The organism is Klebsiella sp. Ech2A, from assembly GCF_030078455.1.
In the GTDB taxonomy this organism is placed as follows: domain Bacteria; phylum Pseudomonadota; class Gammaproteobacteria; order Enterobacterales; family Enterobacteriaceae; genus Klebsiella; species Klebsiella terrigena.
The window spans coordinates 1-14,253 of record NZ_JAQGFU010000029.1; the positions used below are offsets into that span (position 1 = coordinate 1).

At 57.5% G+C, this 14,253-nt stretch carries 13 protein-coding genes and 5 tRNA genes; 9 read left to right on the top strand and 9 right to left on the bottom strand.

Translation table 11 applies throughout. The features are described from left to right. The 7 genes from PFH44_RS08605 to gpmA all read left to right on the top strand — a co-directional run. Nucleotides 1-195: TOBE domain-containing protein (locus tag PFH44_RS08605; RefSeq protein ID WP_283824813.1), on the top strand; the 195-nt coding region annotated here is incomplete at its 5' end. Between the two features lie 67 nt (nucleotides 196-262). Next, nucleotides 263-1,738: a molybdate ABC transporter ATP-binding protein ModF gene (gene modF / locus PFH44_RS08610; RefSeq protein WP_045854516.1), complete on the top strand. Its 1,476-nt coding sequence runs from the start codon at nucleotides 263-265 to the stop codon at nucleotides 1,736-1,738. Between the two features lie 206 nt (nucleotides 1,739-1,944). Next, a complete protein-coding gene (gene galE, locus PFH44_RS08615) occupies nucleotides 1,945-2,961 on the top strand; it encodes a UDP-glucose 4-epimerase GalE (protein ID WP_241722005.1) in 1,017 nt (338 codons plus the stop codon). A gap of 9 nt (nucleotides 2,962-2,970) precedes the next feature. Then, complete coding sequence (galT, locus tag PFH44_RS08620) at nucleotides 2,971-4,017, top strand: galactose-1-phosphate uridylyltransferase (protein ID WP_283824814.1); 1,047 nt, start codon at nucleotides 2,971-2,973, stop codon at nucleotides 4,015-4,017. A 2-nt stretch (nucleotides 4,018-4,019) separates the two neighbouring features. After that, nucleotides 4,020-5,168 carry a galactokinase gene (gene galK / locus PFH44_RS08625; RefSeq protein ID WP_283824815.1) on the top strand — a complete coding sequence of 383 codons (1,149 nt, stop codon included), beginning with the start codon at nucleotides 4,020-4,022 and terminating at the stop codon, nucleotides 5,166-5,168. Then, nucleotides 5,162-6,205 carry a galactose-1-epimerase gene (galM, locus tag PFH44_RS08630; RefSeq protein WP_283824816.1) on the top strand — a complete coding sequence of 348 codons (1,044 nt, stop codon included), beginning with the start codon at nucleotides 5,162-5,164 and terminating at the stop codon, nucleotides 6,203-6,205. Before galK ends, galM begins: the two co-directional genes overlap by 7 nt. A gap of 333 nt (nucleotides 6,206-6,538) precedes the next feature. After that, nucleotides 6,539-7,291, top strand: a complete 753-nt coding sequence (gpmA, locus tag PFH44_RS08635; protein ID WP_041144652.1) for a 2,3-diphosphoglycerate-dependent phosphoglycerate mutase — start codon at nucleotides 6,539-6,541, stop codon at nucleotides 7,289-7,291. Nucleotides 7,292-7,381: 90 nt separating this feature from the next. On the opposite strand, the gene aroG is transcribed toward gpmA, so the two are convergent. Beyond that, a complete protein-coding gene (gene aroG / locus PFH44_RS08640) occupies nucleotides 7,382-8,434 on the bottom strand; it encodes a 3-deoxy-7-phosphoheptulonate synthase AroG (protein WP_123707049.1) in 1,053 nt (350 codons plus the stop codon). 318 nt (nucleotides 8,435-8,752) lie between these two features. Between aroG and PFH44_RS08645 the strand changes: the two genes are divergently transcribed. Together PFH44_RS08645 and zitB are read left to right on the top strand one after the other, a co-directional pair. Beyond that, complete coding sequence (locus PFH44_RS08645) at nucleotides 8,753-9,100, top strand: YbgS-like family protein (RefSeq protein ID WP_041144650.1); 348 nt, start codon at nucleotides 8,753-8,755, stop codon at nucleotides 9,098-9,100. Between the two features lie 121 nt (nucleotides 9,101-9,221). Then, nucleotides 9,222-10,160 (top strand): CDF family zinc transporter ZitB, encoded by a 939-nt coding sequence (zitB, locus tag PFH44_RS08650; RefSeq protein ID WP_045854510.1) that lies wholly within the window; start codon nucleotides 9,222-9,224, stop codon nucleotides 10,158-10,160. Here the strand turns inward: zitB and pnuC are convergent. The 8 genes from pnuC to cpoB form a co-directional block, all read right to left on the bottom strand. Then, on the bottom strand, nucleotides 10,157-10,876 hold the full coding sequence (gene pnuC, locus PFH44_RS08655) for a nicotinamide riboside transporter PnuC (protein ID WP_045854509.1): 720 nt from the start codon (nucleotides 10,874-10,876) through the stop codon (nucleotides 10,157-10,159). The genes zitB and pnuC overlap by 4 nt on opposite strands. Nucleotides 10,877-10,909: 33 nt before the next feature. Beyond that, nucleotides 10,910-11,953 carry a quinolinate synthase NadA gene (gene nadA / locus PFH44_RS08660; RefSeq protein ID WP_045854508.1) on the bottom strand — a complete coding sequence of 348 codons (1,044 nt, stop codon included), beginning with the start codon at nucleotides 11,951-11,953 and terminating at the stop codon, nucleotides 10,910-10,912. Nucleotides 11,954-12,487: 534 nt separating this feature from the next. Then, a tRNA-Lys gene (locus PFH44_RS08665) sits at nucleotides 12,488-12,563 on the bottom strand. Between the two features lie 130 nt (nucleotides 12,564-12,693). Further along, nucleotides 12,694-12,769: transfer RNA gene (locus tag PFH44_RS08670), tRNA-Lys, on the bottom strand. A gap of 143 nt (nucleotides 12,770-12,912) precedes the next feature. Continuing rightward, nucleotides 12,913-12,988, bottom strand: a tRNA-Lys gene (locus PFH44_RS08675). Nucleotides 12,989-12,991: 3 nt separating this feature from the next. Next, nucleotides 12,992-13,067, bottom strand: a tRNA-Val gene (locus tag PFH44_RS08680). A 147-nt stretch (nucleotides 13,068-13,214) separates the two neighbouring features. Continuing rightward, nucleotides 13,215-13,290, bottom strand: a tRNA-Lys gene (locus PFH44_RS08685). Nucleotides 13,291-13,452: 162 nt separating this feature from the next. Then, the gene (gene cpoB, locus PFH44_RS08690; RefSeq protein ID WP_133596874.1) at nucleotides 13,453-14,250 is read right to left on the bottom strand and encodes a cell division protein CpoB; all 798 of its coding nucleotides are present in this window, start codon (nucleotides 14,248-14,250) and stop codon (nucleotides 13,453-13,455) included. Between the last annotated feature and the right edge of the window lie 3 nt (nucleotides 14,251-14,253).

The following is a 14,253-nucleotide window of genomic DNA, read 5'->3' on the forward strand; positions in this document are numbered from 1 at the left end:
GCCGACAATCAACTGGCGGGGCGGATCGGCCATATCGAATACGGGCCGGAGCAGTGCGAAGTGCTGATGACGCTGCCGGACGGTCAGAACCTATGCGCGACCCTGCCGCGGGAGCAGACCGCAGGGCTGGCTGAAGGTGCCGAGGCGATCGCCTATTTCAATGCCGACCGCATCATTCTTGCCACCTTGTGCTGACGGGATTGACATTGCTCGCCTGAAGACGTATCCCTGATGCATATTGCTGCAAAAAGTGGGATACACAATGTCATCATTGCAAATATCGCAAGGCACGTTCCGCCTGAGCGACACAAAAACGTTAAATATTGAACACCTCACCGTTGGCGCCGGCGAAAGCTGGGCATTCGTCGGTAGCAACGGCAGCGGTAAATCCGCGCTGGCCCGCGCGCTATCCGGCGAACTCACCCTGCTCTCCGGCGAGCGTGAAAGTGATTTTACCCGCATCACCCGCCTCTCCTTTGAACAGCTACAGAAGCTGGTCAGCGACGAGTGGCAGCGCAACAACACCGATCTGCTCAGCCCGGGCGAAGACGACACCGGCCGCTTTACCCATGAGATAATCCAGGATGAGTATAAGGATGCCGCCCGCTGCGCGCATCTTGCCGAACTGTTTGGCATTTCCGGCCTGCTGCAGCGCCGGTTTAAATATCTCTCTACCGGCGAGACGCGCAAAACGCTGCTGTGCCAGGCGCTGATGGCGAAGCCAGATTTGCTGATCCTCGATGAGCCCTTCGACGGTCTTGACGTGGCCTCCCGCCACCAGTTGGCCGAGCTGCTGGCTACCCTGAACGGCGAGGGTATCGCCCTCGTGCTGGTGCTCAACCGGTTCGACGAGATCCCAGCCTTCGTCCAGTTTGCCGGCGTGCTGGCGGACTGTACGCTAAGCGAAATCGGCGAGAAGCAGACCCTGCTGCAGCAGGCGCTGATCGCTCAGCTGGCCCACAGCGAGCAGCTTGACGGGATCGCACTGCCGGAGCCGGATGCCCCCGCCGCCCGCCACTCTCTGGTCGCCGATACGCCGCGCATTATCCTCAACGACGGGGTGGTGTCCTATAACGACCGGCCAATCCTCAATCACCTTAGCTGGCAGGTCAATCCCGGCGAGCACTGGCAGATAGTCGGGCCCAACGGCGCCGGGAAATCGACCCTGCTCAGCCTGATAACCGGCGATCATCCGCAGGGATACAGCAACGATCTGACCCTGTTTGGCCGCCGCCGCGGCAGCGGCGAAACCATCTGGGATATCAAAAAGCATATCGGCTACGTCAGCAGCAGCCTGCACCTGGAGTATCGCGTCAGCACCACCGTGCGCAACGTCATTCTGTCGGGCTATTTCGACTCGATAGGCATCTATCAGGCCGTTTCCGATAAGCAGCGCAAGCTGGTGCAGACCTGGCTGGATATTCTGGGTATCGACGGCCGCACCGCCGACGCCCCGTTCCACAGCCTGTCGTGGGGCCAGCAGCGCCTGGCGCTGATTGTGCGTGCACTGGTGAAGCACCCGACGCTGCTGATCCTCGACGAGCCGCTGCAGGGGCTCGACCCTCTTAACCGCCAGCTGGTACGCCGCTTTGTTGACGTGCTGATTAGCGAAGGGGCAACCCAGCTGCTGTTCGTCTCCCACCACGCCGAGGATGCCCCGGACTGCATCACCCACCGCCTCGAGTTTATCCCTGGTGGAGACGGTTACACTTATCAAATCGGTCCGCTGGCAAAATAGGCCAATTCAGGGGTCTGCGGATCCCTGAATTTTTTCAGAAAAAGTTCACAAAAAACAATTAACCTTATGTTTTAAAATGATAATTATTTAAATATAGCGTTTATGTATTTTAGTGTAAGCGATACCACCAATTTGGTCTGTGTCACACTTTTTCGTTCTTTGATATGCTATCGTCTTCACATACGATAAGCCTATTGGAGCGAGTCATGAAAGTATTGGTTACAGGTGGTAGCGGTTACATTGGAAGTCATACCTGCGTGCAGCTGCTGCTGCAGGGGCATGAGGTGATTATTCTCGACAACCTCTGCAACAGTAAGCGCAGCGTGCTGCCGGTGATTGAGCGTCTTGGCGGGAAAAAAGCGACCTTTGTTGAGGGCGATATCCGCAATGAAGCGCTGATGACCGAGATCCTGCACGATCACGCCATTGAGGCGGTGATCCACTTTGCCGGGCTGAAAGCCGTCGGCGAATCCGTCGCCAAACCGCTGGAATACTACGACAATAATGTGACCGGCACATTAAAATTAGTTGCCGCCATGCGCGCCGCCGGCGTCAAAAACTTTATTTTCAGCTCCTCCGCCACCGTCTACGGCGACCAGCCAAAGATCCCTTACGTTGAAAGCTTCCCGACCGGCACGCCGCAAAGCCCGTATGGCAAAAGCAAGCTGATGGTCGAGCAAATTCTTACCGACCTGCAGAAAGCCCAGCCGGACTGGAGCATTGCGCTGCTGCGCTACTTCAACCCGGTTGGCGCTCACCAGTCCGGCGATATGGGCGAAGACCCGCAGGGCATCCCTAACAACCTGATGCCGTACATTGCGCAGGTGGCGGTGGGTCGTCGCGAATCGCTGGCGGTATTCGGTAACGACTATCCGACCGAAGATGGCACCGGCGTGCGCGACTATATCCACGTTATGGACCTCGCGGACGGGCACGTTGCGGCGATGGAAAAACTGGCCGGTAAGTCAGGCGTGCATATTTATAACCTTGGTGCAGGCGTGGGCAGCAGCGTCCTTGACGTCATTAATGCCTTCAGCAAAGCCTGCGGCAAACCGATTAACTACCACTTCGCGCCGCGTCGTGAAGGCGATCTCCCGGCCTACTGGGCTGACGCCGAAAAGGCCGACCGTGAACTGAACTGGCGCGTCACGCGCAACCTTGACGAGATGGCACAGGACACCTGGCACTGGCAGTCCCGTCATCCGCAGGGTTACCCAGACTAAGGAATCGTCATGAGCGTATTTAACCCCGTCGACCATCCGCACCGTCGCTATAACCCGTTAACCGGGCAGTGGATTTTGGTTTCTCCGCATCGCGCCAAGCGCCCCTGGCAGGGGGCGCAGGAAACGCCGGCAAAACTGACCTTGCCCGCGCACGATCCGGATTGTTTCCTGTGCCCGGGTAACACCCGCGTCACCGGTGATACCAACCCGAACTACGCCGGCACGTACGTGTTTACTAACGACTTTGCGGCCTTGATGACCGATACCCCGGACGCGCCGGAAAGCGACGATCCCCTGATGCGCTGTCAAAGCGCGCGCGGGACCAGCCGGGTTATCTGCTTCTCGCCAGACCACAGCAAAACGCTGCCTGAGCTGAGCGTTGAAGCCCTGGAAGGCGTGGTTAAAGCGTGGCAGGAACAGACGGCCGATCTCGGCCAGCACTACCCGTGGGTGCAGGTGTTTGAGAATAAAGGCGCCGCGATGGGCTGCTCCAACCCGCATCCGCACGGCCAGGTCTGGGCCAACAGCTTCCTGCCGAACGAAGCCGAACGCGAAGATCGCCTGCAGAAAGCCTATTTCGCCGACCAGAGTTCGCCGATGCTGGTGGATTACGCCCGGCGCGAGCTCGCCGACGGCAGCCGCACGGTGGTCGAAACTGAACACTGGCTGGCCGTTGTTCCCTACTGGGCGGCCTGGCCATTTGAGACCCTGCTGCTGCCGAAGGCGCACGTCCTGCGCCTGACCGACTTAACCGACGCGCAGCGCACCGATCTGGCGCTGGCGCTGAAAAAGCTGACCAGCCGTTACGACAACCTGTTCCAGTGCTCATTCCCCTACTCGATGGGCTGGCACGGCGCGCCGTTTAACGGTGAAGACAATAATCACTGGCAGCTTCACGCCCACTTTTATCCGCCGCTGCTGCGTTCCGCTACGGTACGCAAATTTATGGTCGGCTACGAAATGCTGGCCGAAACCCAGCGTGACCTGACGGCGGAACAAGCCGCCGAGCGTCTGCGCGCGGTCAGCGACGTTCATTTTCGCGAATCCGGAGAATAACAATGAGTCTGAAAGAGAAAACCCAAGCCCTGTTTGCCGAGAAATTTGGCTACCCTGCCAGCCACACCATTCAGGCTCCGGGCCGCGTTAATTTGATCGGCGAACATACCGACTATAACGACGGCTTCGTGCTGCCCTGCGCCATTGACTATCAAACGGTCATCAGCTGCGCGCCGCGCGCGGATCGCGTGGTACGCGTGATTGCCGCCGATTATGAAAATCAGTCCGACGAGTTCTCGCTGGATGCGAAAATTGTCAGCCACGATACCCAGCAGTGGTCCAACTACGTGCGCGGCGTGGTGAAGCATCTGCAGAAGCGCAGCAGCCATTTCGGCGGCGCGGATCTGGTTATTGCCGGAGACGTTCCCCAGGGCGCAGGTCTCAGCTCCTCGGCTTCCCTGGAGGTTGCCGTCGGCACCGTATTCCAGCAGCTCTACCATCTGCCGCTGGACGGCGCGCAAATCGCGCTGAACGGCCAGGAGGCGGAAAACCAGTTCGTCGGCTGTAACTGCGGCATAATGGACCAGCTGATCTCCGCGCTGGGCAAGAAGGATCACGCCCTGCTGATTGACTGCCGCACGCTGAGCACCAGGGCCGTCTCAATGCCGAAAGGCGTGGCGGTGGTGATCATCAACAGTAATTTTAAAAGCACCCTGGTCGGCAGCGAATACAATACCCGCCGCGAACAGTGCGAAACCGGCGCGCGCTTCTTCCAGCAGCCGGCGCTGCGTGACGTCACCCTTGCCGAGTTCAACGCCGTGGCCGCAGAGCTGGATCCGGTCGTTGCTCAGCGCGTTCGCCACGTGCTGACCGAAAACGCCCGTACCGTCGAAGCGGCAACCGCGCTGGAGAAAGGCGACCTGAAGCGGATGGGCGAGCTGATGGCCGAATCCCACGCCTCGATGCGCGATGATTTTGAAATCACCGTTCCGCAAATTGACGCTCTGGTTGAGATCGTTAAAGCCACCATCGGCGACAAAGGCGGCGTACGCATGACCGGCGGCGGCTTCGGCGGCTGCATTGTCGCGCTGGTGCCGGAAGAGCTGGTGGATACCGTTCAGCAGGCCGTTGCCGCGCAGTATGAAGCGAAAACCGGGATTAAAGAGACCTTCTACGTTTGCAAACCTTCCCAGGGAGCCGGCCAGTGCTAAATCAAACCACAGAACGCGCGCCGGACGGCCAGCCGTGGCGGCTCATTACCCTGCGCAACGACGCCGGGATGGTAGTCACGCTGATGGACTGGGGCGCTACGCTGCTCTCCGCCAGGGTCACTCTGGCCGACGGCAGCGTCCGCGAGGCCCTGCTCGGCTGCGCCTCGCCGGAACAGTATACCCGCCAGGCGGCCTATTTCGGCGCCTCGGTCGGCCGCTATGCCAACCGCATCGCCAACAGCCGGTTTGTTCTCGATGGCCATACCGTCAACCTGGTGCCGTCTACTGACGCCGGCCACCAGCTGCACGGCGGGCCGGACGGATTTGATAAGCGCCGCTGGCAGATCGTCAGCGCCGACGAGCGTCAGGCGCTGTTTTCACTCTCTTCCGCCGACGGCGACCAGGGGTTCCCGGGGGCTTTGCAGGCGACGGCGCACTATCGCCTGACCGACGATAACCGTATTGCCATTGAATACCGCGCCACCGTCGATCGGCCCTGCCCGGTGAATCTGACCAACCACGTCTACTTCAACCTTGATGGCCAGCAGACCGACGTTCGCCAGCACCGGCTGCAGCTCTTCGCCGACCGCTACCTGCCGGTAGAGAGCGACGGGATCCCCGGCGGCGATCTGCGCGACGTTGCCGAAACCAGCTTTGACTTCCGCGAACCTCGGGTGCTGGCGGAGCGCTTCCTGAGCGATGACGATCAGCGCAAGGTGAAAGGCTACGATCATGCGTTCCTGCTGCAGGCGCAGGGCGACGCCGGCCGGCCGGCGGCCCACCTGTGGTCGCAGGATGAGAAGCTGCAGATGACGGTCTACACCTCCGCCCCGGCGCTGCAGTTCTATTCCGGCAACTACCTTGACGGCACGCCGTCGCGCACGGAGCAGGACTACGCGGCCTGGCAGGGCCTGGCGCTGGAGAGCGAATTCCTGCCCGATTCGCCAAACCATCCGCACTGGCCGCAGCCGGATTGCGTATTGCGCCCGGGCGAGGAGTACGTCAGCCTGACGGAATACCAGTTCATCGCCAGATAATGCCCCCGCCCTCCTGATGGAGGGCTTTTTTTCGCCACTTTGGCGTAAATTGCGCCACCCGCCGACAAAAATATAACCGCTGATTTACAAGCATCTTACACTGAGCCACTATTTTCGCTATGGTTAGGGATAAGCGTTGCCGTGAGGCAAATCACGGCAATATAATGAGAATAGTTATCAATCAATAAACGCATACACCGCAGCATTCGGGTTGTATCGATTCGGCTACTGAGTGAGTCCCGCCAAACATAGCCTCGCTATGCGTGCAGGATGAATAGGGCGGCCGCTGAGCCACAGCGCGAAGGACGGCGTGTTGTATTGAGGAGTGAGAGAATGGCTGTAACTAAGCTGGTACTGGTCCGTCACGGCGAAAGCCAATGGAACAACGAAAACCGCTTCACCGGTTGGTACGATGTCGATCTGTCCGAGAAAGGCGTGGGTGAAGCAAAAGCGGCAGGTAAACTGCTGAAAGAGGAAGGCTTCAGCTTCGACTTTGCTTATACCTCTGTGCTGAAACGTGCCATCCATACCCTGTGGAACGTGCTGGACGAACTGGATCAGGCCTGGCTGCCGGTTGAGAAATCCTGGAAACTGAACGAACGCCACTACGGCGCGCTGCAGGGTCTGAACAAAGCTGAAACCGCTGAAAAATACGGTGACGAGCAGGTTAAGCAGTGGCGCCGTGGTTTTGCCATTACGCCGCCGGAGCTGACCAAAGACGACGAGCGCTTCCCGGGCCACGACCCGCGTTACGCGAAGCTGACCGATGCCGAGCTGCCGGTAACCGAAAGCCTGGCGCTGACCATCGAGCGCGTGGTGCCTTACTGGAATGAAACCATTCTGCCGCGTCTGAAAAGCGGCGAGCGCGTTATCATTGCCGCTCACGGTAACTCCCTGCGTGCGCTGGTTAAATACCTCGACAACATGGGTGAAGAAGAGATCCTCGAACTGAACATCCCGACCGGCGTACCGCTGGTTTATGAGTTCGACGAAAACTTCAAGCCGATCAAACACTACTATCTGGGCAACGCTGACGAAATCGCCGCAAAAGCGGCGGCAGTAGCGAACCAGGGTAAAGCGAAGTAATTTTCGCTGGCATTAAAAAAGCGTGGATTGCTCCACGCTTTTTTTTGTTCTTAATTCCGCCCGCGCTTCGCGCACGGACAGCGAACGGCGCTATCCGCGGCGGGCTTTCACCGCATCCGCCAGCTGGCGCAGGATGGTATCCGTGTCTTCCCAGCCAATGCAGGCATCGGTCACGCTCTTACCGTAGGTCAGCGGCTCTCCGCTCTCCAGGCTCTGGCTCCCTTCCACCAGATGGCTTTCAATCATCACGCCCATAATCGCCTGCTCGCCGCCGGCAATCTGCTGGCAAACGTCGCTACCCACGTCCATTTGTCTTTTAAACTGTTTGCTGGAGTTGGCGTGGCTAAAATCAATCATGATCTGCGCCGGCAGACCCGCTTTCGCCAGCCCGACCTTCACTTCAGCAACGTGCTTCGCGCTGTAGTTCGGCTCTTTGCCCCCGCGCAGGATGATATGGCAGTCGCTGTTGCCGCTGGTGTTCACAATCGCCGAATGACCCCACTTGGTCACCGACAGGAAGCAGTGCGGCGCCCCGGCGGCGTTAATCGCATCAATCGCGACTTTAATCGTCCCGTCGGTGCCGTTTTTAAAGCCAACCGGGCAGGAGAGGCCTGAGGAGAGCTCGCGGTGAACCTGAGATTCGGTGGTGCGCGCGCCGATTGCGCCCCAGCTCATCAGATCAGCCACGTACTGAGGCGTGATCATATCAAGGAATTCGCCCGCCGCCGGCAGCCCGCTGTCGTTAATCTCCAGCAGCAGCTTACGCGCAATGCGCAGGCCGTCGTTGATGCGGAAGCTGTTATCCATGTGCGGATCGTTGATCAGCCCCTTCCAGCCGACGGTAGTGCGCGGTTTCTCGAAATAGACGCGCATCACCACTTCCAGCTCGCCTTTCAGCTCTTCTCGCAGCGTCAGCAGGCGCTCCGCGTACTCTTTCGCCGCAGCCGTATCGTGAATTGAGCAGGGCCCAATCACAACCAGCAGGCGATCGTCGTTGCCCTTGAGGATCTGGTGGATCGCTTTACGAGCATGCGCAACGGTGTTAGCAGCATTTTCGGTCGCGGGGAACTTTTCGAGGAGCGCAACGGGAGGGAGTAATTCGTTGATCTCTTTAATGCGTAAATCGTCGTTCTGATAATTCATTTTCTTTCCAGCTCTGCCATCTTATCTATTTAAATGCAATCCCTCCAATCTATCTCTTCGCTCAAAAAGTGTAAACGTGATTTTACAGTGACAACAGATTAATCCTGAAAATAGATTAAAATTCGCAATAAAGAAGCGAAAAACAGGCCATGAGCTACAATTTTTAACTGTTGAGACCAATCTTCACGCCGCGAATCAGTATTCCGTGCTGATGTAACTTATTGATGTGAAGCTTTTAACCATAGAGCGCGAGCGAGCGCTGGTATATGCACTGTTGGAAGAGGTTATCCGACATATCGACCATAACAGGAGCATCCTATGAAAATGACCATCCTCACCCCACTCTTTTTAGCCGCCACCCTTGGCCTGAGCAGCGCCGCCGCGCTGGCTGCAGATACCGGCGCCCAATCCAACAACGGGCAGGCCAACGCCTCCGCCGATGCCGGGCAGGTCGCACCTGATGCCCGCGCCAACGTCGCGCCAAACAAGGTTGATAACGACAAGATCAACTCTGGCGACAAGATGCTTAACTCCGACGGTTCAACCATGAACCATGACGGGATGACCAGCGACGAAGCGCATAAAAACGCGATGTGCAAGGACGGCCGCTGCCCGGAAAGCACCCCGAGCGATAACGGCAGCAAAACGGACGGGACGACACAGTAGCATCCACGCCTGAAATAAGGGCTGAAAATAAGGGGAGCCGCGGCTCTCCTTTTTTATTTTATTCACCGAAAATCGGTATGATGTCATACAGTAATAATGATAATAATCAGGGGATGACACCATGGCGCACTCGCATACTTCAGCTCAGCAGCCGCAGGATAATAACGCTCGCCGCCTGCTGCTGGCCTTTATCATCACCGCCGGCTTTATGGTGGTTGAAGCCATTGGCGGTGTGCTCTCAGGCTCTCTGGCGCTGCTGGCCGACGCCGGCCATATGCTCACCGACTCCGCCGCCCTGCTCTTCGCCCTGCTGGCCGTCCGTTTTGCCCGTCGCCCGCCCAACACCCGCCATACCTTCGGCTGGCTGCGGCTGACGACCCTCGCCGCCTTCGTCAACGCCATCGCGCTGGTGGTGATTACCATTCTTATAGTATGGGAAGCGATTCAGCGTTTTAATCATCCGCAGCCCGTCGCCGGAGCGCCGATGATGGCGATCGCCGTTGCCGGGCTGCTGGCCAATATTATGGCCTTCTGGATCCTTCACCGCGGCGGCGAGGAGCGCAATCTAAACGTTCGCGCCGCGGCGCTGCACGTGCTGGGTGATTTACTCGGTTCGGTAGGAGCGATCGTTGCCGCAGTAGTGATTTTAACCACCGGCTGGACGCCGATTGACCCGATTCTGTCGGTGCTGGTCTCATGCCTGGTGCTGCGCAGCGCCTGGCGCCTGCTGCAGGAGAGCCTGAACGAGCTGCTGGAAGGCGCGCCGCGTTCGCTGGATGTTGAAGTCCTGAAGCGTGATTTACGCCGCTCGGTGGCCGAAGTCCGCGACGTGCATCATGTCCACGTCTGGCTGGTCGGAGAAAAAACGGTGATGACGCTGCACGTCCAGGTTATCCCGCCGCACGATCACGACGCCCTGCTGAATCGTATTCAGGAATTTTTGCACCACAAGTATGACGTTGAGCACGCGACCGTGCAGATGGAGTATCAGCCCTGCAGCGGCCCGGAGTGCCGCCTTAACATGGCCCACTCCGGACACGCCCATCAGCATCATCATTAACGAGAAAACGCGTGAGAACCCCGCTCACGCGCGCTGTTGATCCACATCCGGCTACCGTTGAGGGCAATAAAGGTCAGCAGCAGGTATTCCAGCGACATCGCGTAAACGCCCTGGCGCGCAAAAATGACCACGCTGATCACGTTAATGATCACCCACAGCAGCCAGTTCTCAACGTATTTGCGGGTCATCAGGATCATGGCGGCGATCGACAGCACCATCATGCAGGAGTCCCAGAAGGGGAAGGCATCCGGCTGTAGCTCCGGCATCGTCACCTGCAGCCCCAGCCCCTGCATCAGCGTCACCGCCACCCGCGTCAGGAACGCGAATACCGGATCGATAAATACCGTCATCAGGCCAATCGCCACCACGCACGCCGCCAGCCAGCCCAGCGCTTTTGGCAGCGGTAGCCAGCGGATTTGCAGCGCGGCCTCATGGCTGCTGGTCTGCCGCGACCAGGCGTACCAGCCATAGACGTTGGCCACGAAGAAAAATACCTGCAGCAGCAGGCTGGCATAGAGCTGGATCTGAAAGAAGATAATGGCAAACAGGGTGACGTTAATCAGCCCAAAGGCATAGTTGCCGATCTTTTCCAGGCTCGCCAGCCAGATGCACAGCAGTCCAGCAATCGTCCCGACGGCCTCAATCCAGGAGAGGTCGTATCCCCCGGCGCCAATGGGTATATGTACCAAAATATTCTGCGTACTTAAAAAATCCATCTTATCCCCAGAGCGTATTGCACGCGTTGTCGGTTATCCCCGTAGTGTAGCCGCAAAATCCAGCATTCTGTTAAGCGGGATTAATGCGCCGGTCCGCAGCTGCTCGTCAACCTGAATCTCGTGCGCTACTCCGCCGTGTTCCAGACCTTCAGCAATCGCCTTCAGGCCGTTCATCGCCATCCACGGGCAGTGGGCGCAGCTGCGGCAGGTAGCGCCTTCACCGGCCGTCGGCGCTTCCAGCAGCTCTTTCTCCGGCACCGCCTGCTGCATTTTATAGAAGATGCCGCGATCGGTGGCGACAATCAGCTGGCGCTGAGGCAGCGTTCTCGCGGCATTGATGAGCTGGCTGGTAGAACCGACGGCATCGGCCATATCCACAATCGACTGCGGCGATTCCGGATGCACCAGCACCGCGGCGTCGGGGTACAGCGCTTTCATTCGGGTCAGCGCCTGGGTTTTAAATTCATCGTGAACGATGCAGGCGCCCTGCCAGCACAGGACGTCTGCGCCGGTCTGTTTTTGCACGTAGTTGCCCAGGTGGCGGTCCGGCGCCCAGATGATCTTTTCGCCCAGGCTATCAAGATGCTCAATCAGCTCAACCGCAATGCTGGAGGTCACCACCCAGTCAGCGCGGGCCTTAACCGCCGCGGAGGTATTGGCGTAGACCACCACGGTGCGGTCCGGATGCGCATCGCAAAACTGGCTGAACTCATCGATGGGGCAGCCGAGATCGAGGGAGCACTCGGCGTGGAGCGTCGGCATCAGGATGGTTTTTTCCGGGCTAAGGATTTTTGCCGTTTCCCCCATGAAACGCACGCCGGCGACCAGCAGCGTGGATGCCGGGTGCCGGGCGCCAAAGCGCGCCATTTCCAGAGAGTCAGAGATGCACCCGCCGGTCTCTTCCGCCAGCTGCTGAATTTCGGGGTCGGTATAGTAGTGGGCAACCATGACCGCATCGCGTTCGCGCAGCAGGCGCTTTATCTTTTCGCGATAAAAGTGTTTTTCATCGCGGCTTAACGGCATCGGCTTGGGGGGGAAAGGATAAATCGCCGTTTCAGGGTCAAACATTACGCTCATCTTGCAATCTCGTTTTACTGGCTTAACTCAAAGACCGTTAAAATGCCTTCACGCGGCACCGGGACGGCCGTAGTGTTTTATATGCTAAACAAGATAGCCGATTGTACAGAAAATGTCGTGGGGAATTTATCCGTAGGAAAAGGGATAACCCGGCGGGTTGAAGCTTGTATATCGCAGATAGTAAAAAGGCGGCGTGTACATTGGTGGGTCGTGCAGGATATCACTCGTCTCATCCTGAGACTCGCCCTGCGGGTTGCCACAAGTGGCTATGCAAAATCGCTCCCGGCGATTTTGTCGAACCTGCTGCAGGTTCGAATCTCATATATCGCAGATAGTAAAAAGGCGCCTTTAGGGCGCCTTTTTACATTGGTGGGTCGTGCAGGATATCACTCGTCTCATCCTGAGACTCGCCCTGCGGGTTGCCACAAGTGGCTATGCAAAATCGCTCCTAGCGATTTTGTCGAACCTGCTGCAGGTTCGAATCGTTAAGTTCTGCGCATAGCAAAAAGGCGCCTTTAGGGCGCCTTTTTACATTGGTGGGTCGTGCAGGATTCGAACCTGCGACCAATTGATTAAAAGTCAACTGCTCTACCAACTGAGCTAACGACCCCTTGCGGGTTTACTACTTTAATCATTCAGGCTGGTGGGTCGTGCAGGATGACTCGGCTTTGCCTCGCCCTACGGGCCGTTGCTGCGCAACGTTATCCTTCACTGTCTCTACCGGTAAATACCTTAAGCGTTGGTGGGTCGTGCAGGATTCGAACCTGCGACCAATTGATTAAAAGTCAACTGCTCTACCAACTGAGCTAACGACCCGCTCGGGTACTGCCTGAATCATTATTCACTCGTCACCAATAAAATTGGTGGGTCGTGCAGGATGACTCGCTTGCGCTCGCCCTGCGGGCCATTGCTGCGCAATGTTATCCTTCACGCTTAACATCTGAGTAAGACGTTAAAATTGGTGGGTCGTGCAGGATTCGAACCTGCGACCAATTGATTAAAAGTCAACTGCTCTACCAACTGAGCTAACGACCCGAGTGGTGGGTGATGACGGGATCGAACCGCCGACCCCCTCCTTGTAAGGGAGGTGCTCTCCCAGCTGAGCTAATCACCCGATACTACGCTGGATACTGCTACTAATTAACTTAGTAATTAGTGAGTGGTGGGTCGTGCAGGATGACTCGGCTTCGCCTCGCCCTACGGGCCGTTGCTAATGCAACGTTATCCTTCACGTTTTACTATCGCGTTCCACCAGAACGATTGGTGGGTCGTGCAGGATTCGAACCTGCGACCAATTGATTAAAAGTCAACTGCTCTACCAACTGAGCTAACGACCCACTTTTTTCGTCGCTTCAGGCTTGTTCGATATCCCTTGGCAACGGCGGCATATATTACTGCTTTAAGAATTCAGCGCAACAAGTATTTCGATAAAAAACATCTGACTGCTTAGGATTCATGCGACACGACCAGAAATACTGCGATTTCTGGTCATGGCATAATCATCCGAGCGCGTTAAGGCGTTTCTGCGCTTGTTTCGCGCCATCGGTCCCAGGAAATTTACCGACTACCTGCTGGTAAACTGCCTTCGCTTTTGCGGTATCACCTTTGTCCTGCATGATCACGCCGACTTTAAACATCGCATCCGGCGCTTTTGGGGATTTAGGGTAATTCTTCACCACCGAAGCAAAATAGTAGGCCGCATCGTCTTTTTTCCCCTTGTTGTAATTCAGCTGACCGAGCCAGTAGTTGGCGTTCGGTTGATACGTTGAATCCGGGTACTTTTTAACGAAATTCTGAAACGCAGCCATCGCATCATCCTGGCGGGACGAATCCTTCACCAGCGCAATAGCGGCGTTGTAATCGGTATTGGCATCTCCGGTCAGCGCCGGAGCGCCGGAGTTCGCCGCTGGAGCCGCCGTAGCGGCCGCTGCGCCCTGAGCGTCGCCGGACGATGCCGCAGGCGTCTGGGCACCCGCCGCCGCCCCGCCGCTGCTTAGACCGTCAATCTGCAGCAGGATCTGTTTCTGGCGCTCAACAACCTGATTAAGCTGATACTGACTTTCCTGAATCTGGCCGCGCAGGGAATCAATATCATTCTGGTTATCGGAGAGCTGTTGCTGAAGCTGAGTTAAAAGCTGGCTGTGAGCGTTAGAAATACGCTCGAGTTGAGTGACGCGGTCTTCGACCGAGCCTGAGCCGACACTACTGATTGGCGCCTGAGCAAAAGCGGCCCAGGGGGCCGCTATGCCAACCAGTAACGACAGACTCAACAGGTGATGTCTGAAGTTACTGCTCATGCA